The sequence below is a fragment of the Aeromonas sp. WP2-W18-CRE-05 genome, assembly GCF_014168615.1.
GTDB classification, from domain to species: Bacteria; Pseudomonadota; Gammaproteobacteria; order Enterobacterales; family Aeromonadaceae; genus Aeromonas; species Aeromonas caviae.
This window is the reverse complement of sequence record NZ_AP021917.1, coordinates 2609292-2630846: the sequence shown is the minus strand read 5'-3', so window position 1 is coordinate 2630846 and position 21555 is coordinate 2609292. Positions and strand designations below refer to the sequence as shown.

The window sequence follows — 21555 nt, the reverse complement described above, 5'->3', positions numbered from 1 at the left end:
TTTAATCGCAAAAAAAAACCGACACGCCCGAAGCCATGACTATTATCAATGCAACCCAGTACCTCAAGCAACTTCTTAGCTCTTCTGAACTCAACCGGATCGGTAAATTTACCGGTTTTTGTCAGCGACTCCGGGATATCCAGCCTGCGAGACTACTCCCGGCTCTGCTCTCAGGGCTTGGTTGCGACAAGGTGGATGGTATTGCTGGTTTGCATCGCCATTTCAATGCGTTGCAGCTCCATGATACTGACCAAATAGCGTATAAACCCTTTCACAACCAGTTACGCAAGCAGGGTTTTCCCTTGTTCATGCGCGCACTGGTTGAACGAGCCATCGCCTTACGCCTCAAGGAGTGTCTACCGGACGCCCACGGACTGGCAGGCTTTGAGCAGGTACTGCTGCAGGACGGGTCGTCATTCGCGTTACATCCGCAATTGGCAGAACATTTCCCGGGCCGATTCAATAAGCACAGCCCCGCTGCGGTAGAGTGTCATATGACCATGTCCTTGCTGGACCAGTCGCCGATATCGATGAGTATCACGGCGGATACCGAATCGGAGCGCAAGCATCTTCCGGCCGCAAATTCGTTAAATAACAAACTGTTATTGGCGGATGCCGGTTACATCAGCCGCGAGTACTTTGCTGATGTGACCAAAGCCAAAGGAAGCTCATGTACAGGATCTTTAGCTACAACCAATTGAAATAGATAGAAAAAGGCTTCGTTTGTGATCTGATTTAATCGCAAAAAAAAACCGACACGCCCGAAGCCATGACTATTATCAATGCAACCCAGTACCTCAAGCAACTTCTTAGCTCTTCTGAACTCAACCGGATCGGTAAATTTACCGGTTTTTGTCAGCGACTCCGGGATATCCAGCCTGCGAGACTACTCCCGGCTCTGCTCTCAGGGCTTGGTTGCGACAAGGTGGATGGTATTGCTGGTTTGCATCGCCATTTCAATGCGTTGCAGCTCCATGATACTGACCAAATAGCGTATAAACCCTTTCACAACCAGTTACGCAAGCAGGGTTTTCCCTTGTTCATGCGCGCACTGGTTGAACGAGCCATCGCCTTACGCCTCAAGGAGTGTCTACCGGACGCCCACGGACTGGCAGGCTTTGAGCAGGTACTGCTGCAGGACGGGTCGTCATTCGCGTTACATCCGCAATTGGCAGAACATTTCCCGGGCCGATTCAATAAGCACAGCCCCGCTGCGGTAGAGTGTCATATGACCATGTCCTTGCTGGACCAGTCGCCGATATCGATGAGTATCACGGCGGATACCGAATCGGAGCGCAAGCATCTTCCGGCCGCAAATTCGTTAAATAACAAACTGTTATTGGCGGATGCCGGTTACATCAGCCGCGAGTACTTTGCTGATGTGACCAAAGCCAAAGGAAGCTATCTGGTCAGAGGGAGTCAAAATCTCAATCCCAAAGTACAGGCAGCTTACCGACAGGACGGCAGGGAAATGCCCAAGTTACTCGGAAAAAAGCTCAAGGATATCGATCGGAGAAGCTGCAGAGCCGAGGTTCTGGATCTGGATGTGAGTTCGGGAAAGTATAAATATCGACTCATAAGACGTTGGTTTGCAGAGGAAAAACGGTTCTGTATATGGATGACCAATCTTCCGCGTGAGCGATGGCCAGCCGAGAAGGTGATGGCATTGTATCGTTGCCGTTGGCAGATCGAACTGTTGTTCAAAGAGCTGAAATCACATAACCGGTTGAAGGCGTTCGCGACACGACAAAAAGCGATAGCGGAAGGCTTGATCTGGGCTAGTTTGCTGGCCTTGCTGGTCAAACGTCGGCTGGCGCTGACGCTGATTGGCAGCGCGGAGTTATCGATGCTGAAGATTGCCAAAAACAGCGCGCTTTGGTTAATGCCGATATTGGCGAGCATCATCCATGGTGCGTGGCAGGAAATAACAGAGAAGTTGGAGTGGGCAATGGTGTATTTATCCAAAAACGGCAAAAAGAGTAGGCAGAGAAAATCCAAGCAAAACAACACGTTAGACGGTATTATTAATTCGCTTGCCGCTTAAGGTTCTGTACATGATCTCGGCTATAGATACATACACTGAAAAGCACTGGGATAACATTAGAGATATTATAAAAGAGTCATTGTCGGGGCTAAATTTTGAAATAAAATTGGTCAGTGACTCGAATGATAGTGGTGTAATTCAAAGCAGGATAGTACAAAATCTATTCGATTCTGATATCGTTATCTGCGACGTTAGCGCGAAAAATCCTAATGTAATGTTCGAGTTGGGGATGCGATTAGCATTTGATAAACCAGTTGTAATTATAAAAGATAGCACGACAACATTTTCTTTTGATATCGCAGTTATCGAGCATTTGGAATATCCTAGAGATTTGCATTATAACTCAATCGTTACATTTAAAGAAAAACTTAGACACAAGGTGCTCGGAACTATTGAAGCATCGGGTAGACCAGAATATACAACTTTCTTGAAACATTTTGCCATCACGGAAATAGCTAGGATTGAAACGAGGGAAGTCGACCCCTATGAGTTTATAATTCAAAGTTTGGCTGATATCAGGGGAGATATTAGTAATCTGAATAAAAGGTTCTCCGGGACAGGTAATGTTTTATCAGAGGATGTAATAGATTTAAGTAAGTTAGCGGCTGCAGCTGCAAATGAATTTATTCAAACATCAGGTGAAATCGGAAATTTAACCAGTTTTTTGAATAGCGATATCGTCGCTAACCTAAGAATGCATTATCCAATAGATGATAAAATACTAACACATGCTTTTAAAAATGAGACTCTAGCATATTTATAATTTGGGGGGTAAATGTGGATAATTTAAAATATATCAGTTTTGCTAACTTTGATCATAATGATGTGTTTTTTGATTCTCTCAAAATGAAATATGCAGAGTTTAGCGATTGGTTAAATAAAAAAGCTGATAACAATGAATTCGCATATGTTCTCTATGGTGACAAGGGCATCGACGGGTTTATGTATTTAAAGATTGAGAATTCGGTTGAGGATGTTTCCCCCCCACTTCCTCTCGGCCGTCATCTCAAGATTGGTACCTTCAAGTTTAATGCAAGAGGTACCTTGCGAGGACAACGTTTCCTAAAGAAAGCATTTGATTTTGCGATAAGGGAAAGCGTTGATGATATCTATGTAACTGTATTCGCTGAGCACGAGAGCTTAATCGGCATGTTTAAAGCGTACGGTTTTCAGTTGCATGGAATGAAAGAGACTGCGAATGGCACCGAGTGTGTATTTGTGCGAAATTTGCATAATATTACTGGCGATGTAATAAAAGATTATCCGTTGGTCATCGCTACAGATAAGCAAAAATACATGTTGGGTATTTATCCTGAATTCCATACACGTCTTTTCCCAGACTCCATACTAAAAAATGAAAATGCCAGCATAGTTGAAGATGTTTCTCATGCAAATAGTATTCACAAGGTATATTTATGTGCCATGCGTGGTGTAATGAATATGCATCGTGGTGATGTGATGGTGATATATCGAACCTCTGATAATATGGGGCCAGCTAGGTTTAGAGCTGTAGCTACTTCAGTTTGTGTTATTGAGGAGGTTAAGAGTATTAGAGAATTTTCTTCATTAGAAGAGTTCATTTATTATTGTTCAAAATTTTCTATTTTTACTCAAGATGAATTGATTTCATTTTATAAAACACAAAGGTATCCATTTATTATCAAATTCACATATAATATAGCTTTTAATAAAAGGCCTAATCGTGCTACTCTAATAGAAGATGTTGGTCTAAATGAAAGTGACTATTGGGGGTTCATGTCATTGAGTGACACCCAGTTCGCTCGAATTGTTCAGTTAGGTGAAGTAGATGAAGGTCTTGTTATCAATTAAGCCTGAATATGTTGAAAAGATTTTTGATGGAACGAAGAAGTTTGAGTTTCGTAAGAATCTATTTAAACGCGATGGGATAAAATCTGTCGTGATTTACTCAACTATGCCAGTAGGCCGTGTAGTCGGTGAGTTTGACGTGTCAGAGCTCATTGCTGATCTTCCCGAAATTGTATGGGAGAAAACTCACTCCTATGCAGGAATTGATAAAAAATTCTTTGACAGCTACTACGACAACCGTCAACGGGCAGTTGCAATTGGAATTGGCAATGTTCGTCGTTATGAACAGCCGATGCCTCTTGTTGAGCTTGGAATCGGCTCTACGCCACCACAATCATATCGTTATCTGTGATGAACCAAGAGGCCGCGTTATCGCGGCCTCTGTTTTTCGGTGATCCACTAATCCAAGTTCCCTTTATAATCACTGCCACTGACTTGATCGACCTAGAGAGATTGTCTTGTAAGTTTCATCTAAAGTGCCCAACCCTTACCTCAATAACAGTACCAATCTCCTCTAGTCCCCACATGTATGCAGTTGTCTCAGGTAAACACTACTAACCATCACTCTATACTGTATAAAATAACAGTATTTTGATGAGGGAGTTATGACTGTGAGAGTTCAGTGGTTGGGAGCTATGTGGATGTGCACGTCGCGGGGATGGGAAAGCGCCTTCCTATATAAGGAGGGGCGATGAGCATCAAGTCCACGCCCGAGGGGTACCTGGTCGATATCCGCCCGCAGGGGAGGGAAGGCAAGCGGATCCGCAAGCGCTTCAAGACCAAGTCCGAGGCCCAGCAGTTCGAGCGTTGGGTGATCGCCACCGAGCACAACAAAGAGTGGGTGGATCGCCAGGCAGACAACAGGCCGCTCTCCGAGCTGATCGAACTCTGGTGGCGCTACCATGGCCAGACCCTGAAAGCAGGGGAGGCGGTGCGCAAGAAACTCCACAATATCGATGCCGCGTTGTGCCACCCGTTGGCAAGACAGGTGACCCGGGCACTGTTCTCCGAGTATCGGGCGCAGCGTCTGCAAGCTGGCCGCCAACCCAAGACGGTGAACCGCGAACAGGAGATGCTGGGCGGGGTGTTCTCGGTGCTCACCGATCTCGGCCATTACCATCATGAGCACCCGCTCAAAGAGATGAAGAAGGTCAAACTGGTTGAGCGGTCGATGGGCTACCTGACCCAGGAAGAGATCGGCGACGTGCTGGCTGTGCTATCTGGGGATAACCTGAAAGTGGTCAAACTCTGCCTGGCCACGGGAGCGCGTTGGAGTGAAGCAGCCAATCTGCGCCGTGAAGATGTGCTGGCCAGCCGGGTGACCTACATCAACACCAAGAATGGCAAAAACCGCACCGTGCCGATCTCGGCCGAGTTGTGCCAGGAGATTACGAACGGGGTGAACAGGGGCCCGCTGTTTCGTGACCTCGACTATCTGCTGGTGCGTGACGTGCTCAAGACCGTGGCGCCGGATCTGCCAGCAGGGCAGGCGGTGCATGTCTTCAGGCACACTTTTGCATCACACTTCATGATGTCCGGAGGCAACATCCTCGCGCTGCAAAAAATTCTGGGCCACCACAATATCCAGCAGACGATGACCTATGCCCACTTCGCACCGGACTATCTGAGCGATGCGGTGCGCTTCAACCCGCTGGAAAATCCGCTCCCTGCCGCATGATGAAGTGTCCACAAATTGCCCCAAACAGGGTCGCCACGGGGCTTTTGATGTACCCTGTGGTCGCTCGTAACCCATTGATATTTATCTATGTTGTTGTTTTCATTAGACATGGAAAGGGGGCTCAGGCCTCCTTTTTTGTTGCTCATTTTTGAGCGTTGGCAGGCAGTATGCCACGTTCATGAATGCTTTATCCTTCCATATGCCAACAAACTAGAGCAAACGATGCTTGTCTCAATCCTGTTGCATCTGGCTTGTGGCTTTCTCCATATAACAAAATGATTTGCAGGGAGAAAAGCCCGTCATAACTATGGTCAGCCAAGGGGCTTTTTTTGTATTATTCCCCTCTTGACCTTATTTAGCCTAAAGGCTCCTGTTCCGGGAGTGGTGACGAGGAAGACATGCAACAGCTTGAAGAAGTAGTCGGCCAGGCCAAGGCCGAAATTGAGGGCGTAAGCGACATCGCCGCCCTCGACGAAATCCGGGTCAAATATCTGGGTAAAAAGGGCTTTTTTACCGAGCAGATGAAGGGCCTGGGCGCCCTGTCCGCTGAAGAGCGTCCCGCCGCGGGCGCCGTGATCAACCAGGCCAAACAGCAGGTTCAGGATGCCCTGAACGCGCGTCGTGAAGCCCTCGAAATCGCCGTGCTGAACCAGAAGCTGGCCGCCGAGACCATCGACGTCAGCTTGCCGGGCCGCCGCATCGAGAATGGCGGTCTGCACCCGGTGACCCGTACCATCGAGCGCATCGAGCGCCTGTTTGGCGAGATGGGCTTCAAGGTTGCCCGTGGTCCCGAGATTGAAGATGGCTTCCACAACTTCGATGCGCTGAATATCCCGGCTCACCACCCGGCGCGTACCGATCACGACACCTTCTACTTCAATCCTGATCTGATGCTGCGTACCCACACCTCCGGTGTGCAGATCCGCACCATGGAACATCAGCAGCCGCCGATCCGCATCATCGCGCCGGGCCGCGTCTATCGTAACGACTACGACATGACCCACACCCCGATGTTCCACCAGGTCGAAGGCCTGCTGGTTGACGAGCATGCCAGCTTCACCGAGCTGAAAGGCATCCTGCACGACTTCCTGCGCAACTACTTCGAGGAAGACTTGACGATTCGCTTCCGTCCTTCCTATTTCCCGTTCACCGAGCCGAGCGCCGAAGTGGACGTGATGGGCAAGAACGGCAAGTGGCTGGAAGTGCTGGGCTGCGGCATGGTGCACCCGAACGTGCTGCGTTCGGTCGGCATCGATCCGGAAAAATACTCCGGTTTTGCCTTCGGCATGGGCGTTGAGCGCCTGACCATGCTGCGTTACGGGGTCAACGACCTGCGTGCCTTCTTCGAAAACGACCTGCGCTTCCTCAAGCAGTTCAAGTAAGGGCGAGAGAACATGAAATTCAGTAAATCCTGGGTGATGGAGTGGGTCCGCACCGAGTTGAGTGACAATGCACTGGTCGAGCAGATCACCATGGCCGGTCTGGAAGTGGACGCCGTGGAAGCGGTGGCCGGCCAGTTCAACAATGTGGTCGTGGGTGAAGTGGTCGAGTGCGCCCAGCACCCGGACGCGGACAAGCTGCGGGTGACCAAGGTCAACGTGGGCGAGGCCGAGCTGCTGGACATCGTCTGCGGTGCGCCGAACTGCCGCGCTGGCCTCAAAGTGTGCGTGGCCAAGGTCGGGGCGACCCTGCCGGGTGATTTCACCATCAAGAAAGCCAAGCTGCGCGGCCAGCCGTCCCACGGCATGCTCTGCTCCTTCAGCGAGCTGGGCATCGACGTCGAGGCCGATGGCATCATCGAGCTGCCGCTGGATGCCCCCATCGGGGCCGATATCCGTGAATACCTCGCGCTCAACGACGTCAGCATCGACGTGGATCTGACCCCGAACCGTGCCGACTGCCTCGGCATCGCGGGTCTGGCCCGTGAAATCGGCGTGCTCAACAGCGTGGACGTGGTCGAGCCGACCTGGGCGCCGGCTGCTGCCACCTGTGATGCCACCTTCCCGATCCGGGTTGAAGCGCCGGCGGATTGCCCCCGTTATCTCGGTCGTGTCATCAAGGGGCTGAACCTGCACGCCCAGAGCCCGCTCTGGATGCAGGAGAAGCTGCGCCGTGGCGGCATCCGTTCCATCGACGCCATCGTCGACATCACCAACTACCTGCTGCTGGAATACGGCCAGCCGATGCACGCCTTCGACCTGGCGACGCTTGAAGGGGAACTGGTGGTGCGCCGCGCCAAGGCCGACGAGCCGATGACCCTGCTCGATGGCAACGAGGTGAAGCTCAAAGAGACCACGCTCGTGATTGCCGACGCCAAAGGTCCTGCCTGCATGGCCGGCATCTTCGGCGGCGATCGCACCGGTGTCTCCGAGACCACCACCGACATCCTGCTGGAGTGCGCCTTCTTCGCGCCGCTCTCCATCACCGGCCGTGCCCGTGCCTACGGTCTGCACACCGACTCCTCCCACCGCTTCGAGCGCGGGGTGGATCCCGAGCTGCAGGCCAAGGTGATGGATCGTGCCACCCGTCTGCTGCTAGATATCTGCGGCGGTGAAGCGGGTCCGGTCATCGAAGTCAAATCCGATGCCCATCTGCCGAAGGCCGCCCCCATCAAGCTGCGCCGCACCAAGCTCGACAAGGTGATCGGCATCAGCGTGGCGGATGCGCAGGTGGTCGAAATTCTGACTCGTCTGGGCATGCAGGTAACCGTGGATGCTGACGGCTGGACCGCGCTGGCTCCCTCCTGGCGTTTCGACATCGCCATCGAGGAAGACCTCATCGAGGAAGTGGCCCGTATCTACGGCTACAACAACATCCCGAACCTCAAACCCGCCGCATCCCTCGCGATGGTAGAGCAGGCAGAAGGGCAGGTAACCTTGAAGCGCGTGCGCGACCTGCTGGTTGACCGCGGTTTCCAGGAAGCGATCACCTACAGCTTCGTTGATCCCAAGGCTCAGCAGACCCTGTTCCCGCAGAGCGATGCCATCGTGCTGCCGAACCCGATCTCCGTCGAGATGTCCGCCATGCGCGTCTCTCTGTTCCCGGGTCTGGTGCAGGCGGTGGTCTACAACCAGAACCGTCAGCAGCCGCGCGTGCGCCTGTTCGAGCAGGGCCTGCGTTTCATCAAGGACGAGAATGCCGAGAACGGCATCCGTCAGGAGCCCATGCTGGCCGGCATCATCACCGGCAACCAGGGGGACGAGCACTGGGATGTCAAGGCCCGTCCCGTCGACTTCTTCGATCTGAAGGGTGACCTGGAAGCGGTACTGGATCTGACTGCAGAAGGGGCTACCTTCACCTTCGAGCGCACCGAGCACAGTGCCCTGCATCCGGGCCAGAGCGCAGCCATTCTGCGCAATGGCGTCGTGATCGGCCACATCGGCGTGATCCACCCGAGCCTCGAGAAGAAGCTGGGGCTCAAGAGCCGCGCTGTCATGTTCGAGCTGGAGCTGGACAAACTGACGCCGGCCAAGGTGCCGGTTGCTGCCGAAGTATCCAAGTTCCCGGCCAACCGTCGCGACATCGCCGTGGTGGTTGACAGACAGATCCTGGCAGGCGACGTTCTGGCAGTAATTAAAAAAGTTGGCGGAAATCAGTTAGTTGGAATAAACTTGTTCGACGTATACCAGGGCGCTGGTATGGCAGAGGACAAGAAGAGCCTGGCCATCAGCCTGGTGTTGCAAGACACCCAGCGCACCCTGGAGGAGAAAGAGATCGCCGAGACCGTGGACAATGTCGTGCGGGCCCTCGGTGAAGAGTTGAATGCATCCTTGAGGGATTGATCTATGGCGCTTACCAAAGCCGACATTGCAGAGCACCTGTTCACCCAGCTCGGGATGAGCAAGCGTGAAGCCAAAGATATGGTGGAAGCCTTCTTTGAGGAGATCAGACAGGCGCTCGAGCGTGGCGAACAGGTCAAGATTTCCGGCTTCGGTAACTTCGATCTTCGCGAGAAGAACCAGCGTCCCGGACGCAACCCCAAGACGGGGGAGGATATTCCCATCAGTGCCCGTCGCGTGGTGACCTTCCGGCCCGGCCAGAAGCTCAAGGCCAGGGTAGAAAATGTTGAACCCAACGAGTGACAAAAAGCCAGGCAATCGCCTGGCTTTTCCATTCCGATGATAAAAATCCTTCTGTTGTCCGGCGCGCTGCTGGCTTTGCCACTGCGTGCCGCCATACTCCCGCTGTCACCGGATGCCCAGGCTTATGCCGATTCGCTCACCGGACTGACCTTCTGTTACCCGGCCCTGCAACGTCCTCCCTATCTGGAGGCGGAGGGGGGCCTGCTTATCGATCGCATGACGCGGCTGGCAGAGCTGTTGCCGGTACCGGTGCATGTCGAGAAGCGGCCGAGCTGGGCAGCAGTGACGCAGGATCTGCTGAACGGGCGCTGCGATCTCATTCCTCACGTCGGGCCTGCCCGGTCGAACTCGAGCGATACCGTCTTGAGCCGCGCCATGCTGGAAGCGGAGTCCGCCATCCTCTATCGGGGTGAGCTCGATCATGCGCAGTTTCTGGTGTCACCCATCTGGCAGGCCCAGGAGACCCTGAAGCGTCTCTATCCTGGTTCATCCCAGCAACTGCTGACCGATGCCGAGAACTGGTATGGTGCCCTGGTGGCCGGCAAGGGCAGCGCCTATCTCGGCGATTATCTGCAACTGCGCTACCTGATGCGGGAATTCCCGGATGAAGGGCTGCGCCTTCGCCGTCTTCGCAGCGACGATCTGGTCATCAGCTACCGGCTGATGATGCGCAACCAGCCCGAGTTGCTGGAGCTGGTGGATACGGCCATCCGCTATTTGCCGCCGGGCAGTCTCTACCGGGATCTGGGCAAGTATCTGCCTCAGGGTGAGCAAGATGTGAATCCCCTGCATTTTACCGACAAGGAGCAGGCCTGGCTGGTCGGCAAGGCCCACACCATCAAGATGGTGGCGGATCCCGGTTTCATGCCATACAGCGGCGTCAACCAGCAGGGAGAGCTCATCGGCTGGAGTGCGGATGTCTTGCGGGAAGTGAGTCGGCAGACGGGACTGCGCTTCGAGCTGGTGCCCGCCGCCAGCCGGGAGGAGGCGCTGGCATTGCTGCGCAGTGGCGATGCCGCCATGATGGTCGGGCTGATGGAGTCCGCCGCCCTGAACAAGGAGTTCGACTTCACCAGGATGGTGGCGACCAGCCGCTATGCCCTGGTCAGTCGCAGCAAGAGGGGGCCAGCCTCCCTCGCGGACGTCAGTGGCAAGGTGGTGGTCCCGAGAATGCTCTATGATCCCGGCCTGCTTGCCCGGTTCGGCCAGCATGAGTGGGAGGTGACCGACAACCTGCTGCAGGGATTGGCGGCGGTGCGGCATGGGGATGCCCAGGCCATGCTGGCGGAGTTGTACCAGCTCCAATATCCCATTCGAAACAACCAGTTGAGCGAGCTGACCATCACCGAATTGCCGGAGCGTTTCGGCCTCGGCTTTGCCATCCGGCCAGAACAGGCCAGCCTGGCAGGGGTGCTGGATCAGAGCCTGATGACCCTCAATGATCGGCAGGTGGACGAGCTGGTGCAACGCTGGCGCCGCCTGGTGGTCAACCAGCAGGAGGGGGTCAGCTATGGTTTCTGGCTTGGCTCCGTGTTGCTGGCACTGCTGATCAGCATGGCGGTGATCTGGTCAGTCTGGCGATCCCGCCAGCAACTGGCCCAGGAGGCCCGCGAGCGTCACAAGGTGGAGCAGGCGCTGGCGCTGGAAAGCAAGTTCAGGGAGTCTCTCTTCCAGGCGCTCCCCGTTCCCGTGTTCTTGCGCAATGACAAAGGGGAGGTGATCAAGCGCAACAAGCGGGCCAAGCGCATGGAGGCGCGCTACGCCGCCGATCTGGTGCTGCCCGCGCCACAGTTGCAGGGCGCCGAAGGGGAGCTGGCGCTGCACGAGCAGGTCTACTCCTATGCCCAGATCCCTTTGCGACTGGGGCCCCAGGCACCGGCAGGGGATCTTATCGCCCTCTCCGACATCAGCGCTCTACGCGAACGTACCCGCCTGCTGCGTCAGGCAGAGCGGCGCCTGCGCGCCCTCACCAATACGGTGCCCGGTGTGGTGCTGCAATTCACCCTGCTGGGGGGAGCCATCACCCGGGTGGAGTTTGTGAGCCGGGGCAGTCACGAGCTGTTGGGGCTGGCGAGCCAGCAGATCCGGGTCAATCCCAACGAGACCCTGACCCGCATCTCCCATCAGGACAGGCGCGAGATGCGAGCCCCCATGCTGGCCATGCTGCAAGCCGGGCGACCTTTCTCCCATCTGCTGCGCTATCAGCACCCCGCCAAGGGAACCCGCTGGCTGCAATTTTCCGGCAGGGGGCGCCGTCAGGGAGAGGGGTGGCGGATCTACGGGGTGGTGCAGGATGTGACGGCCAGGGTGGAGCAGGAGCATTCCCTGCAACTTTCCCACGAGCAGGCCCAGCAGGCCGTGCTTGCCAAAGGGCGCTTCCTGGCCGCCGTGAGCCACGAGATCCGCACCCCCATGAACGCCATGCTCGGCCTGCTGGAGTGGCTCGAGCAGACCGAACTCAATGCAGAGCAGGCCTCGGTTCTGGCCCATGTCAGACAGGCGGGCAATGAACTGCTCGGACTGCTCAACGACGTGCTCGACTTCAGCCGCAACGAGACGCGCCAGTTGCGCCTCTCCGTGCAGCCCACGGATCTGGTGGAGCTGTGCGAGCATGTGGCGGCGGTGCACTGGTCCAAGGCGCGATCCCGCCATCTGCAACTGCGCCTGGCGCTCGACCCGGCGCTGCCCGCCTTGATGGAACTCGATCCCCACCGGGTGCAACAGGTGCTGCACAACCTGCTCTCCAACGCCATCAAGTTCAGCGAGCAGGGAGAGGTGGTGCTCTGGGCCCGGCGGCAAGGGGAGTGGATTTTGTGCGGGGTGGATGACGAGGGGCCCGGGATCAGTGCCGAGCTGTTGCCCCGGTTGTTCCAGCCCTTCGAGCAAGGGGAGGAGCCTGGCCAGCCCAGAGCCCAGGGGACCGGGCTTGGGCTGGCCATCTGCCGCCAGCTGATGGAACAGATGGGGGGCGAGATCCGGGTTGAACCTCTGGCTCGCGGGGGCAGCCGTTTCCTCTGCTCGTTGCCCCTCAGGCATGCGCAGGAGAAGGCGCTCTGGCAACCGCGCGTCAAGACGGTCTCCCTGCAACTGTTGCCCGGGGAGCTCGAATATATGCGGGCCTGGCTCGCAGCGTTTGGCGTGGCCGAGGACCCGGCTGCACCTTGCCTTGGGGCCATGCAGGATGATGGGGGCTTGCGCGCCTGGTACTGGCAGGGGGAACCCTGGATCCCGGGCTCCGTGGTCAGCCTGCTGCAACCCAGACTCGTCCGTGGCGCCGAGGAGATCACGGATCTGCCGGGGGCAGGCAGGCGGGTGCTGCTGGTGGAAGATCACGAAGTGAACAGAATGCTGATCAGCATGCAACTGGGGCAGCTGGGTGCCCGGGTATTGAGTGCGGCCAATGGCCGTCTGGCACTGGAGATCCTGCAATCGGAGTCGGTGGATCTGGTGCTGACGGACCTGCAGATGCCGGTGATGGACGGCGCCGAGCTCTGCAGGCAATTGCACGCCGATGAACGCTGGCAGCATCTGCCCGTCTACGTCATCACCGCCGATCTCAGCGAGCAGGCGGCGCAGCGACTGGCGGAATGCGGCTGTCAGGGCCATCTGGACAAACCCGTCTTGCTCAGGGATCTGGCCGTACTGCTTCGTACCGTCTTTGGCCCCCATGACGGGGGGAAGGCACCGCAGCCAACGGCAGCCCTTTCCCTGCCCGTGTCCCTCAGCCCGGCCCTCGTAGACATCTATCTGGCATCGGTTCACCAGGATCTGGCCGACATTGAGCGGTGTGTCACACAAGGGGACGAGAAGGCCCTCAATACGGCTTTACACAAGATGAAGGGGGCCGCCAAAATGGTGGGGGCTACCCCCCTGGTAGAGGTGATCGACCGTTGGCAGGAGGCCCCCGGACATCCCCTTGCAGCCGCCTTGAGGCAGTGCGTGGAAGAGGTCTGCCGACAACTGGGCGAGAGAGCATGACATGATCATCACAGATGAAGAGTTGATGGCCTTGCTGGAGTCTGATGACAGCCAGGAGCCAACGTTTTACCCGGTCAGCGTCTATGCCCTGGACGCCGTCTCCCATCAGGCGGTCAAGGGGGCGGGCCTGCCGGCCTATGCCAATCTGCACCGCACCCGACCCGATGCCGGTTGGCAATGGGAAGGGCTGTTTGCCGCCGGGGCCATCGCCCTGTTTGATCCTGCCTCTCATCAGGGGGCCGACTATCTGCCTCATCTGCTGGCTCCCGGGGCGGGGATCTATCGCCTCAGCGACCCCTGGCTCGAGGGGTTGCAGGCACGGGAACAGGGGTGGCGTGCCTGGCTCGCCCAGTGCCAGATCCTGCTGCTCGAAGATCACCCCTTCCAGGGAGCCTGCATTCAGCAGGAGATCCAGGGACTGGGGTTGCCCTGCCACTGGGTTCAGGATGGAGAAGGGTGCCTCAAGGCGCTGGAAGAGGGGGGCGTGAGATTGCTTATCTGTGATCTCAGTCTGGCGGAGCAGGATGCCATCAGCCTGCTGATGAGCCATCTCCAGTATCGCCACAGCGGTCTGCCCATCATCCTGCTTTCCGCTCATGATCAGACCCTGATAGACGGCGCCCGGCGTCTCCTGCACGATGCGGGTTTCAACGTGCTGGCCGCCCTGGCCAAGCCGCTGCAAAGCGACGATCTGCTGCGTCTGCTCAAGATGCTCTATCTTGGCCCCCAGCGTCAGCGCAGGTTGGGCGGGCTCAAGCGCACCGTGCTTAGCTGGCAGGGAGAGGCGAGAGGACAGCTTGGGCTGCTGGCAGATGCGGCCTCCTGCACGCTGCCGATCTGGCTGAGCCTGAGCGGCCTTTCCCCTCACTGGGAGCCGCTCAAGCTCTGGCTCGAGCAGCATGGGCGAGAAGCAAGCGAGCTGACCCTGGTCATCCACCGACGGGATCACCTGCTGAGCCAGGCGGACCGTTTCGCCCTGGTGCTGCAGGCGAGCCTCGCGGGGGCCAGACTCGCGCTGCTGCTCGATCATGCCCAGCACCTGCCGTTTGATCTCATCGAGCGTCTGCCGTTGCAATCCCTGCTGCTCGGGCAACACCTGCTGCCCGAGCTGGAGGCGATGGCTGCCGACTCCTTGCTGGCCCGCTTCATCCAGCGCTCCCGGGAGCTTGGCATCGCGCTCTACCTCGACGACCCCTTCAACCTGCAGGATGCCACCCAGTGGCAGGATCGCGGCGTGGCAGGGCGCTGGTGAATGGCTCGCTATCTTTGCTGGCCGCTCGATGAGCCGCGCTTGTGGCAGGGAATGTCGGGTTGGACGGCTCCCGCCTCACGGGCCGCCCTGCCGATGACGATGGTGGTGGGGGGGTTGACTTGCCGCTTGCAGGAGCTGGCGGGCAGCGACCCGAAGCGAATAAGCGCGGCTTATGACGCCCTGAGCGAGCAGAGCGTCTATTTGCGCTTCATGCGGGCCAAGCAGCCTGCGACGGCCGAGCAGCTCGCCTTCTTTCTCGACTACCCCAGAGAACCCCAGATAGGATTGCTGCTGACCGACGAGCAGGGGGCGCCGCTTGCCATGGCCCAGTCCGTTCGCCGGCGCCTGCACCCGGACAGGGCCGAGTTCTCCTGCATCGTCGCGGATCATTTTCAGCATCGCGGCGCCGGGCGTCGCATTCTGCTGGCGCTTGCGCAACTGGCATACGGGGAGGGGATCCGGGAGTGGACGGCGGAAGTGCTCGGCCAGAATCGCCCCATGCTGGCTCTGCTCAAGGGGCTCGGGTTGCCGCTTACCCTGGTGACGGGACGGGAGATGGTCTTTGCCAGGCTGGATCTCGCGCCCATGGCGAGCTTTGTGCTCCCATCGGCCTAAGACCAAGGGCGAATGGGCCGCTTCTTGCTCCTGTGCTAAGGTCAGCCTGTTACCCGTTGGAGGAGAACAACCATGGTGCAGTCAGCCAAACATATCGTGATCCTCACCGGTGCCGGCATCTCGGCCGAATCCGGTATCAAGACCTTCCGGGCCTGTGATGGCCTGTGGGAAGAGCACAGAGTGGAGGACGTGGCCACCCCTGAAGGCTATGCGCGGGATCCCGAACTGGTACAACGTTTCTACAATGCGCGGCGCCATCAGTTGCAGCGCGCCGAGATCCACCCCAATCCGGCCCACTATGCATTGGCCCGTCTGGAGCGCCTGCTGCCGGGGCGCGTCACCCTGGTCACCCAGAACATCGACAACCTGCACGAGAGTGCCGGCAGCAAGAACCTCATCCACATGCACGGCGAGTTGCTCAAGGCCCGCTGCCCGGGCTCGGGTCAGGTGATCGAGTGGCGCGGGGATCTCCATCAGGAAGAGCTGTGTTCCTGCTGCCAGTTTCCCCACCCGCTGCGCCCCCATGTGGTCTGGTTCGGGGAGATGCCCCTCGGGCTTGACCGCATTTACTCGGCCCTGGCCCAGTGCGATCTCTTCATCTCCATCGGGACCTCCGGGGCGGTCTACCCTGCCGCCGGATTCGTCCATGAGGCCGGCCTGAACGGTGCCCATACGGTGGAGCTGAATCTGGAGCCGAGCGAAGTGGGCAGCCAGTTCGATGAAAAACGTTATGGTCCGGCTTCCTTGCTGGTGCCCGCTTTTGTGGATGAACTCCTGCAAAGTTGCGGTGTGCATCAGCCTCTCTCCGTCGAGGGCCATAACTGGATGGAGATGCGCGGCCCATAATTATTGATTTTTCACACAGTTGCATTGACCCACTGAAATCGCCACACTGACACCTAACTTCAAGATGCAGCTGGCACAACATGTCATGAACTTTCCAATGCGCGGGATGGCCTCTCTCCTGCTGGTGCTTTTCTCGTTCGGTACCCAGGCTTCCTCCTCTTCGCTATTGCAACTGATCCTGCCGGATAAGCGGGAAATCACCCTGGATGAGGCGGCGTTGGCCGCCTTGCCACAAGTGGAGTTCGAGACGGCGACGCCCTGGACCCTCGGCACTCACCGCTATCGTGGCCCGACCCTGAAGAGCGTGCTGGCGGCGCAGCAGGTGGATAGTGCCAGCGCCATCGATGTCGCCGCACTCAATGGCTACCAGCAGCGGGTTGATCTCTCCCTGTTTGCCAAGGTGCCGCTGACCCTGGTGCGTTACCAGGATGACAAACCGCTCACCCGTCGCAATAAAGGGCCGCTCTGGCTGCTGGTCCCCCTCTCGGCCCATCCCGACATGGATGTGTCCGCCATCCACAACAACATGGTCTGGCAGGTGATCCGCATCGAGGTTGTCCCGTGACGCGGCGACAGCGAGATAACCTGCTGCTTGCAGCCATTTCCCTGCTGTTTCTCTTCTCGTCCCTCTGGGGGCTGCTGCTGCAGAGTCGGCACGAGCAGCTCGTTGACATGTTCTACCGCAACACCCACTGGAACATCAGCCAGGTAATGCAGGAGTCCCAGCGATTTCTCTATGATGTGCGCCTCTACCGTGCCGGGGCGCTCGACATGGCGGCCCTGAGCCTGGATTACGATCTGCTGTGGAACCGGCTGGATGTGTTCCTGATCAGTACCGAGACCGCCGATGCGCGGGCGAGGCATGGGTTGGGGGAGGTGCTTGAACGGCTCTTTGACGAACTCAAGGGGCTGGATCCCCAGATGCAGTCCGGGGAGCTGAAGAGGGGGAAAGCCCTCGATCTTGCCCTCGTCCGGCTGACCGGCTTGACCCATCAGGTGGAGCAGATTGGGGATCAGATCCTTTCCGGCCAGGAGCGGGAAGCCTCCCTCAACCAGTTGCGCCAGAGCCTGTTCTGGATCCAGATCTGGCAGTTGATCCTGCTGGTGATGGGCTGTGTGCTGGTCTTTGCCCTCATTCGAACCAATCTGCAGAATCGTCGCCTCTCCCTGCTCGATCCCATGACCCGGCTTGGCAATCGTCGGGCCTTGCAGGGGCAGCTCAGGCAATCCCTGCTGCAAGATCGGGTCCAGGCGCTGGCGGTGCTGGATCTGAAGCGGTTCAAGCAGGTCAATGATCTGCTCGGATACCAGGTTGGTGATCGCCTGCTGCAGGCCGTTGCGGCCCGGTTGCGTCAGGCATGCCCCGGCCGTGCGTACCGGTTGGGGGGCGATGAGTTCGCCGTGGTGCTGGACGACGAAGAGGGAGATCTCGATGCCCGCATGGCCGCCATGGTGAGCCTGTTGCAGTTTGAGTTCGTGACCCGGGAAAGCAGCTTTGATCTGGCGTGTCGCTTCGGAGTGGCCAGGCGCGAGGGTGGTGAGGATGCCGATGAGCTATTGGAGCAGGCCATATTGGCATTGAACGAGGCCAAGCGTGAGGGGACCACCCTGGTGTGGTATCAGAGTGCGATGAAGGCTGACCTCCACATGGCCCAGCGGCAGCTGCACCAACTGCGGGAATGGCTGGCGGGGGCCGCCCCTTCCCCCCTGGAGACCCTCTGCGAGCCGATGAGAGACGAGCAGGGCGTGCCGGTGACGGCGGTCAGCCTGCGCTGGCGGGTGAGCCAGCAGCCCTGTGACGTGGGCTGGATGCAGGAGCGTGGTGTCCTTGGGCCCATGATGGCGCGATGGCTGGCAGAAGAGCCATGCAGTGGCACCTTGCTGGTAAGGCTTCATCAGCCTGCCCAGCTGGCCCCTCTGCTGGCGAGCCTGCCCCCCTTGCCACAGGGGAGGCTGATCCTGGCATTGCCTGCGCTGATACAGGATGCCACCCTGCTTGAGAAGGTGCGCGAGTGTGGTTGCATGCTGGCGCTGAGCGAGCTTGGCAGCAGCGCCCCCGAACTGCTGCAGGCGGGCTGGCCAATTCGCTACTGGCTGCCAGCACCCTCCGGGTACGAGGTGCTGCTCCAGCCGTTGGCAACGGCGCTGGGGCTGCTGCGCCTGGCTCCCCGGGGAGAGGCGCAGCAAGAGGATGATCTCAAGCTGAGTTGAGTGGTGGCTTATGCAGTCTCGGGGCCGATGCCAAGGAGACAATACACAGAAGGGCGGCTCATGGCCGCCCTTCTGCTGCTTGCTGGCACTTAAACTGGTTTGCTGTCCGGTGAGGAAAAGGGAGCGCAGGAGTGTCTGATCACCAGGTCCGGGTCCACGGTGATCATGCGGTTCGCGATGGGCTCGCCGTTGATGCGCGCCAACAGCCGGGTGACGGCGAGGCGGCCCAGCTCCTCTTTCGGTTGATTGACCGTGGTGAGCGGGGGAGACATGAACTGGGCCAGCGCCACGTTGTCATAGCCGACGATGGAGAGATCGCGGGGGATCACCAGCCCCGCCTGATGGGCGGCACTGATGACCCCCATGGCCATCATGTCGTTGCAGACAAACAGCGCGGTGGGACGCTCTGGCAGTGCCAGCAGGCGGGTCATGGCGGCGGCGCCGCTGGCGCAGTCAAAGTCTCCCTCCTGGATCCAGCCCGGATTGACGGTGAGCCCGGCCTCCTGCATCGCCTGCTCGAAACCCGCCTGGCGCTGGTTGGCCGGGGCGCGGCTGTGGGGGCCCGTGATGCAACCGATGGCAGTGTGACCCAGCCCCAGCAGGTGGCGGGTTGCCAGGTAGCCGCCGCGATGAGAGTTGTCGGCGATGAGATCCACCTCGCCGTTCTCCATGCCCCAGTCCATCACCACGACCGGCAGGCTCTTGAGCCAGTCGAGCTGGTTGAACACCTCCTGCTGCCCTTCACTGCACATGATGAGCAGGCCGTCGACCCGTTTCCTGAGCATCATCTTGAGGTAGGAGAGCGCCGTCTCGGCCTGTCCTTCGGTGTTGCCCAGCATCAGGTTGTAACCCTGCTCGAAGCAGTAGCGCTCCACCCCGCGCACCACCTCGGCGAAGAAGGGGTTGCTGGAGGTGGTGACCAGCATGCCGATGCTGTTGGTCTCCTTTACCTTGAGGCTGCGGGCCACCAGGCTCGGGGCATAGTTGAGATCGCGCATGGCGGCGAAGACCCGCTCCCGGGTCTCTTCGGCCACGAAGCGGGTCTCGTTGATGACGTGGGAGACGGTGGTGGTCGACACCCCTGCCAGCGCGGCCACCTCCTTGATATTGGCCATCAGTGCCCCTGTGCAGTTTGTTCAAGGAGGAAGGCATCGACCTCCTGCTTGCTCGGAATGGAGCTCTGGGCACCAAACCGGGTGACGGAGAGTGCCGCCGCGCCGTGGGCAAAGCGTACGGCCGCGTCAAAGTCGGCGCCGGCGAGCTCGGCCGCCAGGAAGGCGCCGTTGAAGGTATCCCCGGCCGCCGTGGTATCCACCGCCTTGACCCGAAAACCCGGCATGAGCGCCTGTTGCTGCCCCTTGCTGCAATAAACCCCTTGAGACCCCAGGGTGATCATCACCTCACCGATGCCCATCTGGTGGAAGCGGGCGGCAGCCTCACGGGCGCTCGCTTCGTCCGTCACCTTGATGCCGGTCAGCAGCTCGGCCTCGGTCTGGTTGGGGGTGATGAGGTCCACCAGCGCCAGCAGATCCCTTGAGAGCGGGCGCGCGGGGGCGGGGTTGAGCACCACCCGGGTGCCGTGGGCACGGGCCAGACGGGCAGCTTCCTGCACGCTCTCGAGCGGCACTTCCAGTTGCAGCAGCAGGGTGTGGGCGGCGGCGATCATCGCCTCGTGACCTTGCACCACGGCCGGGGTGAGGGCGCCGTTGGCTTCGGCGGAGATGCCGATGCTGTTCTCCCCCTCGTCGCTCACATAGATGATGGCGATGCCGGTGGGGAGCCTGGGGTCGAGTTCGACGGCGCTGACATCGATGCCGTCGTTGGCAAACCCGGTTTTCATCTGGTGGCCGATGGCATCATCACCGATGCGGGCGATGAAGGAGACTGGGGCACCGAGGCGGGCGGCGGCCACCGCCTGGTTGGCGCCCTTGCCGCCGGGCACCACTTGATAGCTGTGGCCGGTCAGAGTTTCACCGGGGCGGGGAAAGTGGGGGACGCGCAGCACATGATCCGCATTCACGCTGCCGAGGACTACGAGACGATTCATTCCTATCACCCTTGGTTGAGTACATCCTGGTCTGGGTGGGCCCAGACCAGGCGGCACTGGCGGAAAAAGAGAGGGGAGGCGAACCTCCCCCAACAACTTACTTGTTGACGATTTGCAGCGGTACCGGGATGGATTTTTCCACCGGTTGACCCTTGAGCACCTTGTCGGCGGTTTCCACGCCGATGGCGCCGATGAGGGCGGGCTGCTGGGCCACGGTGGCGGCCAGTTTACCCTTGGCCACGGCGGCTTTGCCATCGTCGGTGCCGTCAAAGCCGACGATCATCACCTCTTTGCCGGCGGCCTGCACGGCGCGGATGGCACCCAGCGCCATCTCGTCGTTCTGGGCGAACACTGCCTGCACGGTCGGATGGGCGGCCAGCAGGTTCTCCATGACGTTCAGACCCTTGGTGCGGTCAAAGTCGGCGGGCTGGGAGGCCAGCACCTGCAGCTTGTTGGCGGTGACCGCCAGGGCGAAGCCTTCGCCGCGATCACGGGCGGCGGAGGTACCGGCGATCCCTTCCAGCTGGATCACCTTGGCGCCGCTGCCCAGCTTCTCGGCGATGAAGTCGCCAGCCAGCTTGCCACCGGCCACGTTGTCGGAGGCGATGTGGGCCTTGACGTCACCCTGGGCTGCGCCGCGGTCCAGGGTCAGCACCGGGATGTTCGCCTTGTTGGCCAGGCGAATGGCGTTGCCCACCGCTTCGGAGTCGGTCGGGTTGATCAGGATGGCGTTGACCTTGCGCACGGCGAGATCTTCCACGTTGGAGAGCTCCTTGGCCGGGTCGTTCTGGGAGTCCAGCACCACCAGCTCGTAGCCAAGCTCCTTGGCCTTGGCTTCCGCCCCTTCCTTCATGGTGACGAAGAAGGGGTTGTTGAGGGTGGAGACCACCATCGCCAGGGTGTGATCAGCTGCCTGGGCAGTGCCCAGCACGGACATGATGGCGGCGGCGAGCAGGGTATTGAGCTTTTTCATCA

At 58.7% G+C, this 21555-nt stretch carries 17 protein-coding genes and 1 pseudogene; 15 read left to right on the top strand and 3 right to left on the bottom strand.

From position 1 onward, the window contains the following. Positions 1-35: 35 nt before the first annotated feature. The 15 genes and pseudogenes from H7R73_RS12245 to H7R73_RS12175 all read left to right on the top strand — a co-directional run. Positions 36-668, top strand: a pseudogene (locus H7R73_RS12245) (IS4-like element ISApu2 family transposase); the annotation flags it as partial. A 101-nt stretch (positions 669-769) separates the two neighbouring features. Continuing rightward, the gene (locus H7R73_RS12240) at positions 770-2044 is read left to right on the top strand and encodes an IS4-like element ISApu2 family transposase (RefSeq protein WP_011191341.1); all 1275 of its coding nucleotides are present in this window, start codon (positions 770-772) and stop codon (positions 2042-2044) included. A gap of 10 nt (positions 2045-2054) precedes the next feature. After that, positions 2055-2807, top strand: coding sequence for an RNA helicase (locus H7R73_RS12235; RefSeq protein WP_182951141.1), 753 nt, complete (start codon positions 2055-2057; stop codon positions 2805-2807). A 14-nt stretch (positions 2808-2821) separates the two neighbouring features. Continuing rightward, positions 2822-3874: an N-acetyltransferase gene (locus H7R73_RS12230; protein WP_182951139.1), complete on the top strand. Its 1053-nt coding sequence runs from the start codon at positions 2822-2824 to the stop codon at positions 3872-3874. Next, positions 3852-4223, top strand: coding sequence for an ASCH domain-containing protein (locus H7R73_RS12225; protein ID WP_103260156.1), 372 nt, complete (start codon positions 3852-3854; stop codon positions 4221-4223). The genes H7R73_RS12230 and H7R73_RS12225 overlap by 23 nt, the downstream gene beginning before the upstream one ends. Before the next feature lie 339 nt (positions 4224-4562). Continuing rightward, positions 4563-5549 (top strand): phage integrase, encoded by a 987-nt coding sequence (locus H7R73_RS12220; protein ID WP_103260154.1) that lies wholly within the window; start codon positions 4563-4565, stop codon positions 5547-5549. Between the two features lie 398 nt (positions 5550-5947). Then, a complete protein-coding gene (gene pheS / locus H7R73_RS12215) occupies positions 5948-6931 on the top strand; it encodes a phenylalanine--tRNA ligase subunit alpha (RefSeq protein ID WP_043155490.1) in 984 nt (327 codons plus the stop codon). A 12-nt stretch (positions 6932-6943) separates the two neighbouring features. Continuing rightward, entirely contained in the window at positions 6944-9331 is a 2388-nt protein-coding gene (gene pheT, locus H7R73_RS12210; protein WP_103260153.1) for a phenylalanine--tRNA ligase subunit beta, read from the top strand. A gap of 3 nt (positions 9332-9334) precedes the next feature. Beyond that, on the top strand, positions 9335-9631 hold the full coding sequence (gene ihfA, locus H7R73_RS12205; RefSeq protein ID WP_005300715.1) for an integration host factor subunit alpha: 297 nt from the start codon (positions 9335-9337) through the stop codon (positions 9629-9631). A 54-nt stretch (positions 9632-9685) separates the two neighbouring features. After that, on the top strand, positions 9686-13609 hold the full coding sequence (locus H7R73_RS12200) for an ATP-binding protein (protein ID WP_103260152.1): 3924 nt from the start codon (positions 9686-9688) through the stop codon (positions 13607-13609). A 1-nt stretch (position 13610) separates the two neighbouring features. Next, the gene (locus tag H7R73_RS12195; RefSeq protein WP_103260151.1) at positions 13611-14861 is read left to right on the top strand and encodes a response regulator; all 1251 of its coding nucleotides are present in this window, start codon (positions 13611-13613) and stop codon (positions 14859-14861) included. After that, positions 14862-15476 (top strand): GNAT family N-acetyltransferase, encoded by a 615-nt coding sequence (locus H7R73_RS12190; RefSeq protein WP_103260150.1) that lies wholly within the window; start codon positions 14862-14864, stop codon positions 15474-15476. Between the two features lie 72 nt (positions 15477-15548). Further along, the gene (cobB, locus tag H7R73_RS12185) at positions 15549-16322 is read left to right on the top strand and encodes a Sir2 family NAD+-dependent deacetylase (protein ID WP_010674794.1); all 774 of its coding nucleotides are present in this window, start codon (positions 15549-15551) and stop codon (positions 16320-16322) included. 85 nt (positions 16323-16407) lie between these two features. Further along, positions 16408-16887: a hypothetical protein gene (locus tag H7R73_RS12180; RefSeq protein WP_042017169.1), complete on the top strand. Its 480-nt coding sequence runs from the start codon at positions 16408-16410 to the stop codon at positions 16885-16887. Further along, entirely contained in the window at positions 16884-18533 is a 1650-nt protein-coding gene (locus H7R73_RS12175) for a GGDEF domain-containing protein (protein WP_103260149.1), read from the top strand. Before H7R73_RS12180 ends, H7R73_RS12175 begins: the two co-directional genes overlap by 4 nt. Before the next feature lie 89 nt (positions 18534-18622). Here H7R73_RS12175 and H7R73_RS12170 read toward each other — a convergent pair whose 3' ends face one another. From H7R73_RS12170 to rbsB, 3 genes are all read right to left on the bottom strand, one after another. After that, positions 18623-19648: a substrate-binding domain-containing protein gene (locus tag H7R73_RS12170; RefSeq protein WP_041211440.1), complete on the bottom strand. Its 1026-nt coding sequence runs from the start codon at positions 19646-19648 to the stop codon at positions 18623-18625. After that, complete coding sequence (rbsK, locus tag H7R73_RS12165) at positions 19648-20580, bottom strand: ribokinase (protein ID WP_103260148.1); 933 nt, start codon at positions 20578-20580, stop codon at positions 19648-19650. Before rbsK ends, H7R73_RS12170 begins: the two co-directional genes overlap by 1 nt. A gap of 97 nt (positions 20581-20677) precedes the next feature. Beyond that, positions 20678-21553 carry a ribose ABC transporter substrate-binding protein RbsB gene (gene rbsB / locus H7R73_RS12160; protein ID WP_103260147.1) on the bottom strand — a complete coding sequence of 292 codons (876 nt, stop codon included), beginning with the start codon at positions 21551-21553 and terminating at the stop codon, positions 20678-20680. Positions 21554-21555 lie beyond the last annotated feature (2 nt).

Coding starts and splice junctions, on each gene's coding strand:
- H7R73_RS12240 (WP_011191341.1), top strand. CDS start 770: ATGACTATTATCAATGCAACCCAGTACCTCAAGCAACTTCTTAGCTCT.
- H7R73_RS12235 (WP_182951141.1), top strand. CDS start 2,055: ATGATCTCGGCTATAGATACATACACTGAAAAGCACTGGGATAACATT.
- pheT (WP_103260153.1), top strand. CDS start 6,944: ATGAAATTCAGTAAATCCTGGGTGATGGAGTGGGTCCGCACCGAGTTG.
- H7R73_RS12195 (WP_103260151.1), top strand. CDS start 13,611: ATGATCATCACAGATGAAGAGTTGATGGCCTTGCTGGAGTCTGATGAC.
- H7R73_RS12225 (WP_103260156.1), top strand. CDS start 3,852: ATGAAGGTCTTGTTATCAATTAAGCCTGAATATGTTGAAAAGATTTTT.
- H7R73_RS12190 (WP_103260150.1), top strand. CDS start 14,862: ATGGCTCGCTATCTTTGCTGGCCGCTCGATGAGCCGCGCTTGTGGCAG.
- ihfA (WP_005300715.1), top strand. CDS start 9,335: ATGGCGCTTACCAAAGCCGACATTGCAGAGCACCTGTTCACCCAGCTC.
- pheS (WP_043155490.1), top strand. CDS start 5,948: ATGCAACAGCTTGAAGAAGTAGTCGGCCAGGCCAAGGCCGAAATTGAG.
- H7R73_RS12170 (WP_041211440.1), bottom strand. CDS start 19,648: ATGGCCAATATCAAGGAGGTGGCCGCGCTGGCAGGGGTGTCGACCACC.
- H7R73_RS12220 (WP_103260154.1), top strand. CDS start 4,563: ATGAGCATCAAGTCCACGCCCGAGGGGTACCTGGTCGATATCCGCCCG.
- rbsB (WP_103260147.1), bottom strand. CDS start 21,553: ATGAAAAAGCTCAATACCCTGCTCGCCGCCGCCATCATGTCCGTGCTG.
- H7R73_RS12180 (WP_042017169.1), top strand. CDS start 16,408: ATGAACTTTCCAATGCGCGGGATGGCCTCTCTCCTGCTGGTGCTTTTC.
- cobB (WP_010674794.1), top strand. CDS start 15,549: ATGGTGCAGTCAGCCAAACATATCGTGATCCTCACCGGTGCCGGCATC.
- rbsK (WP_103260148.1), bottom strand. CDS start 20,580: ATGAATCGTCTCGTAGTCCTCGGCAGCGTGAATGCGGATCATGTGCTG.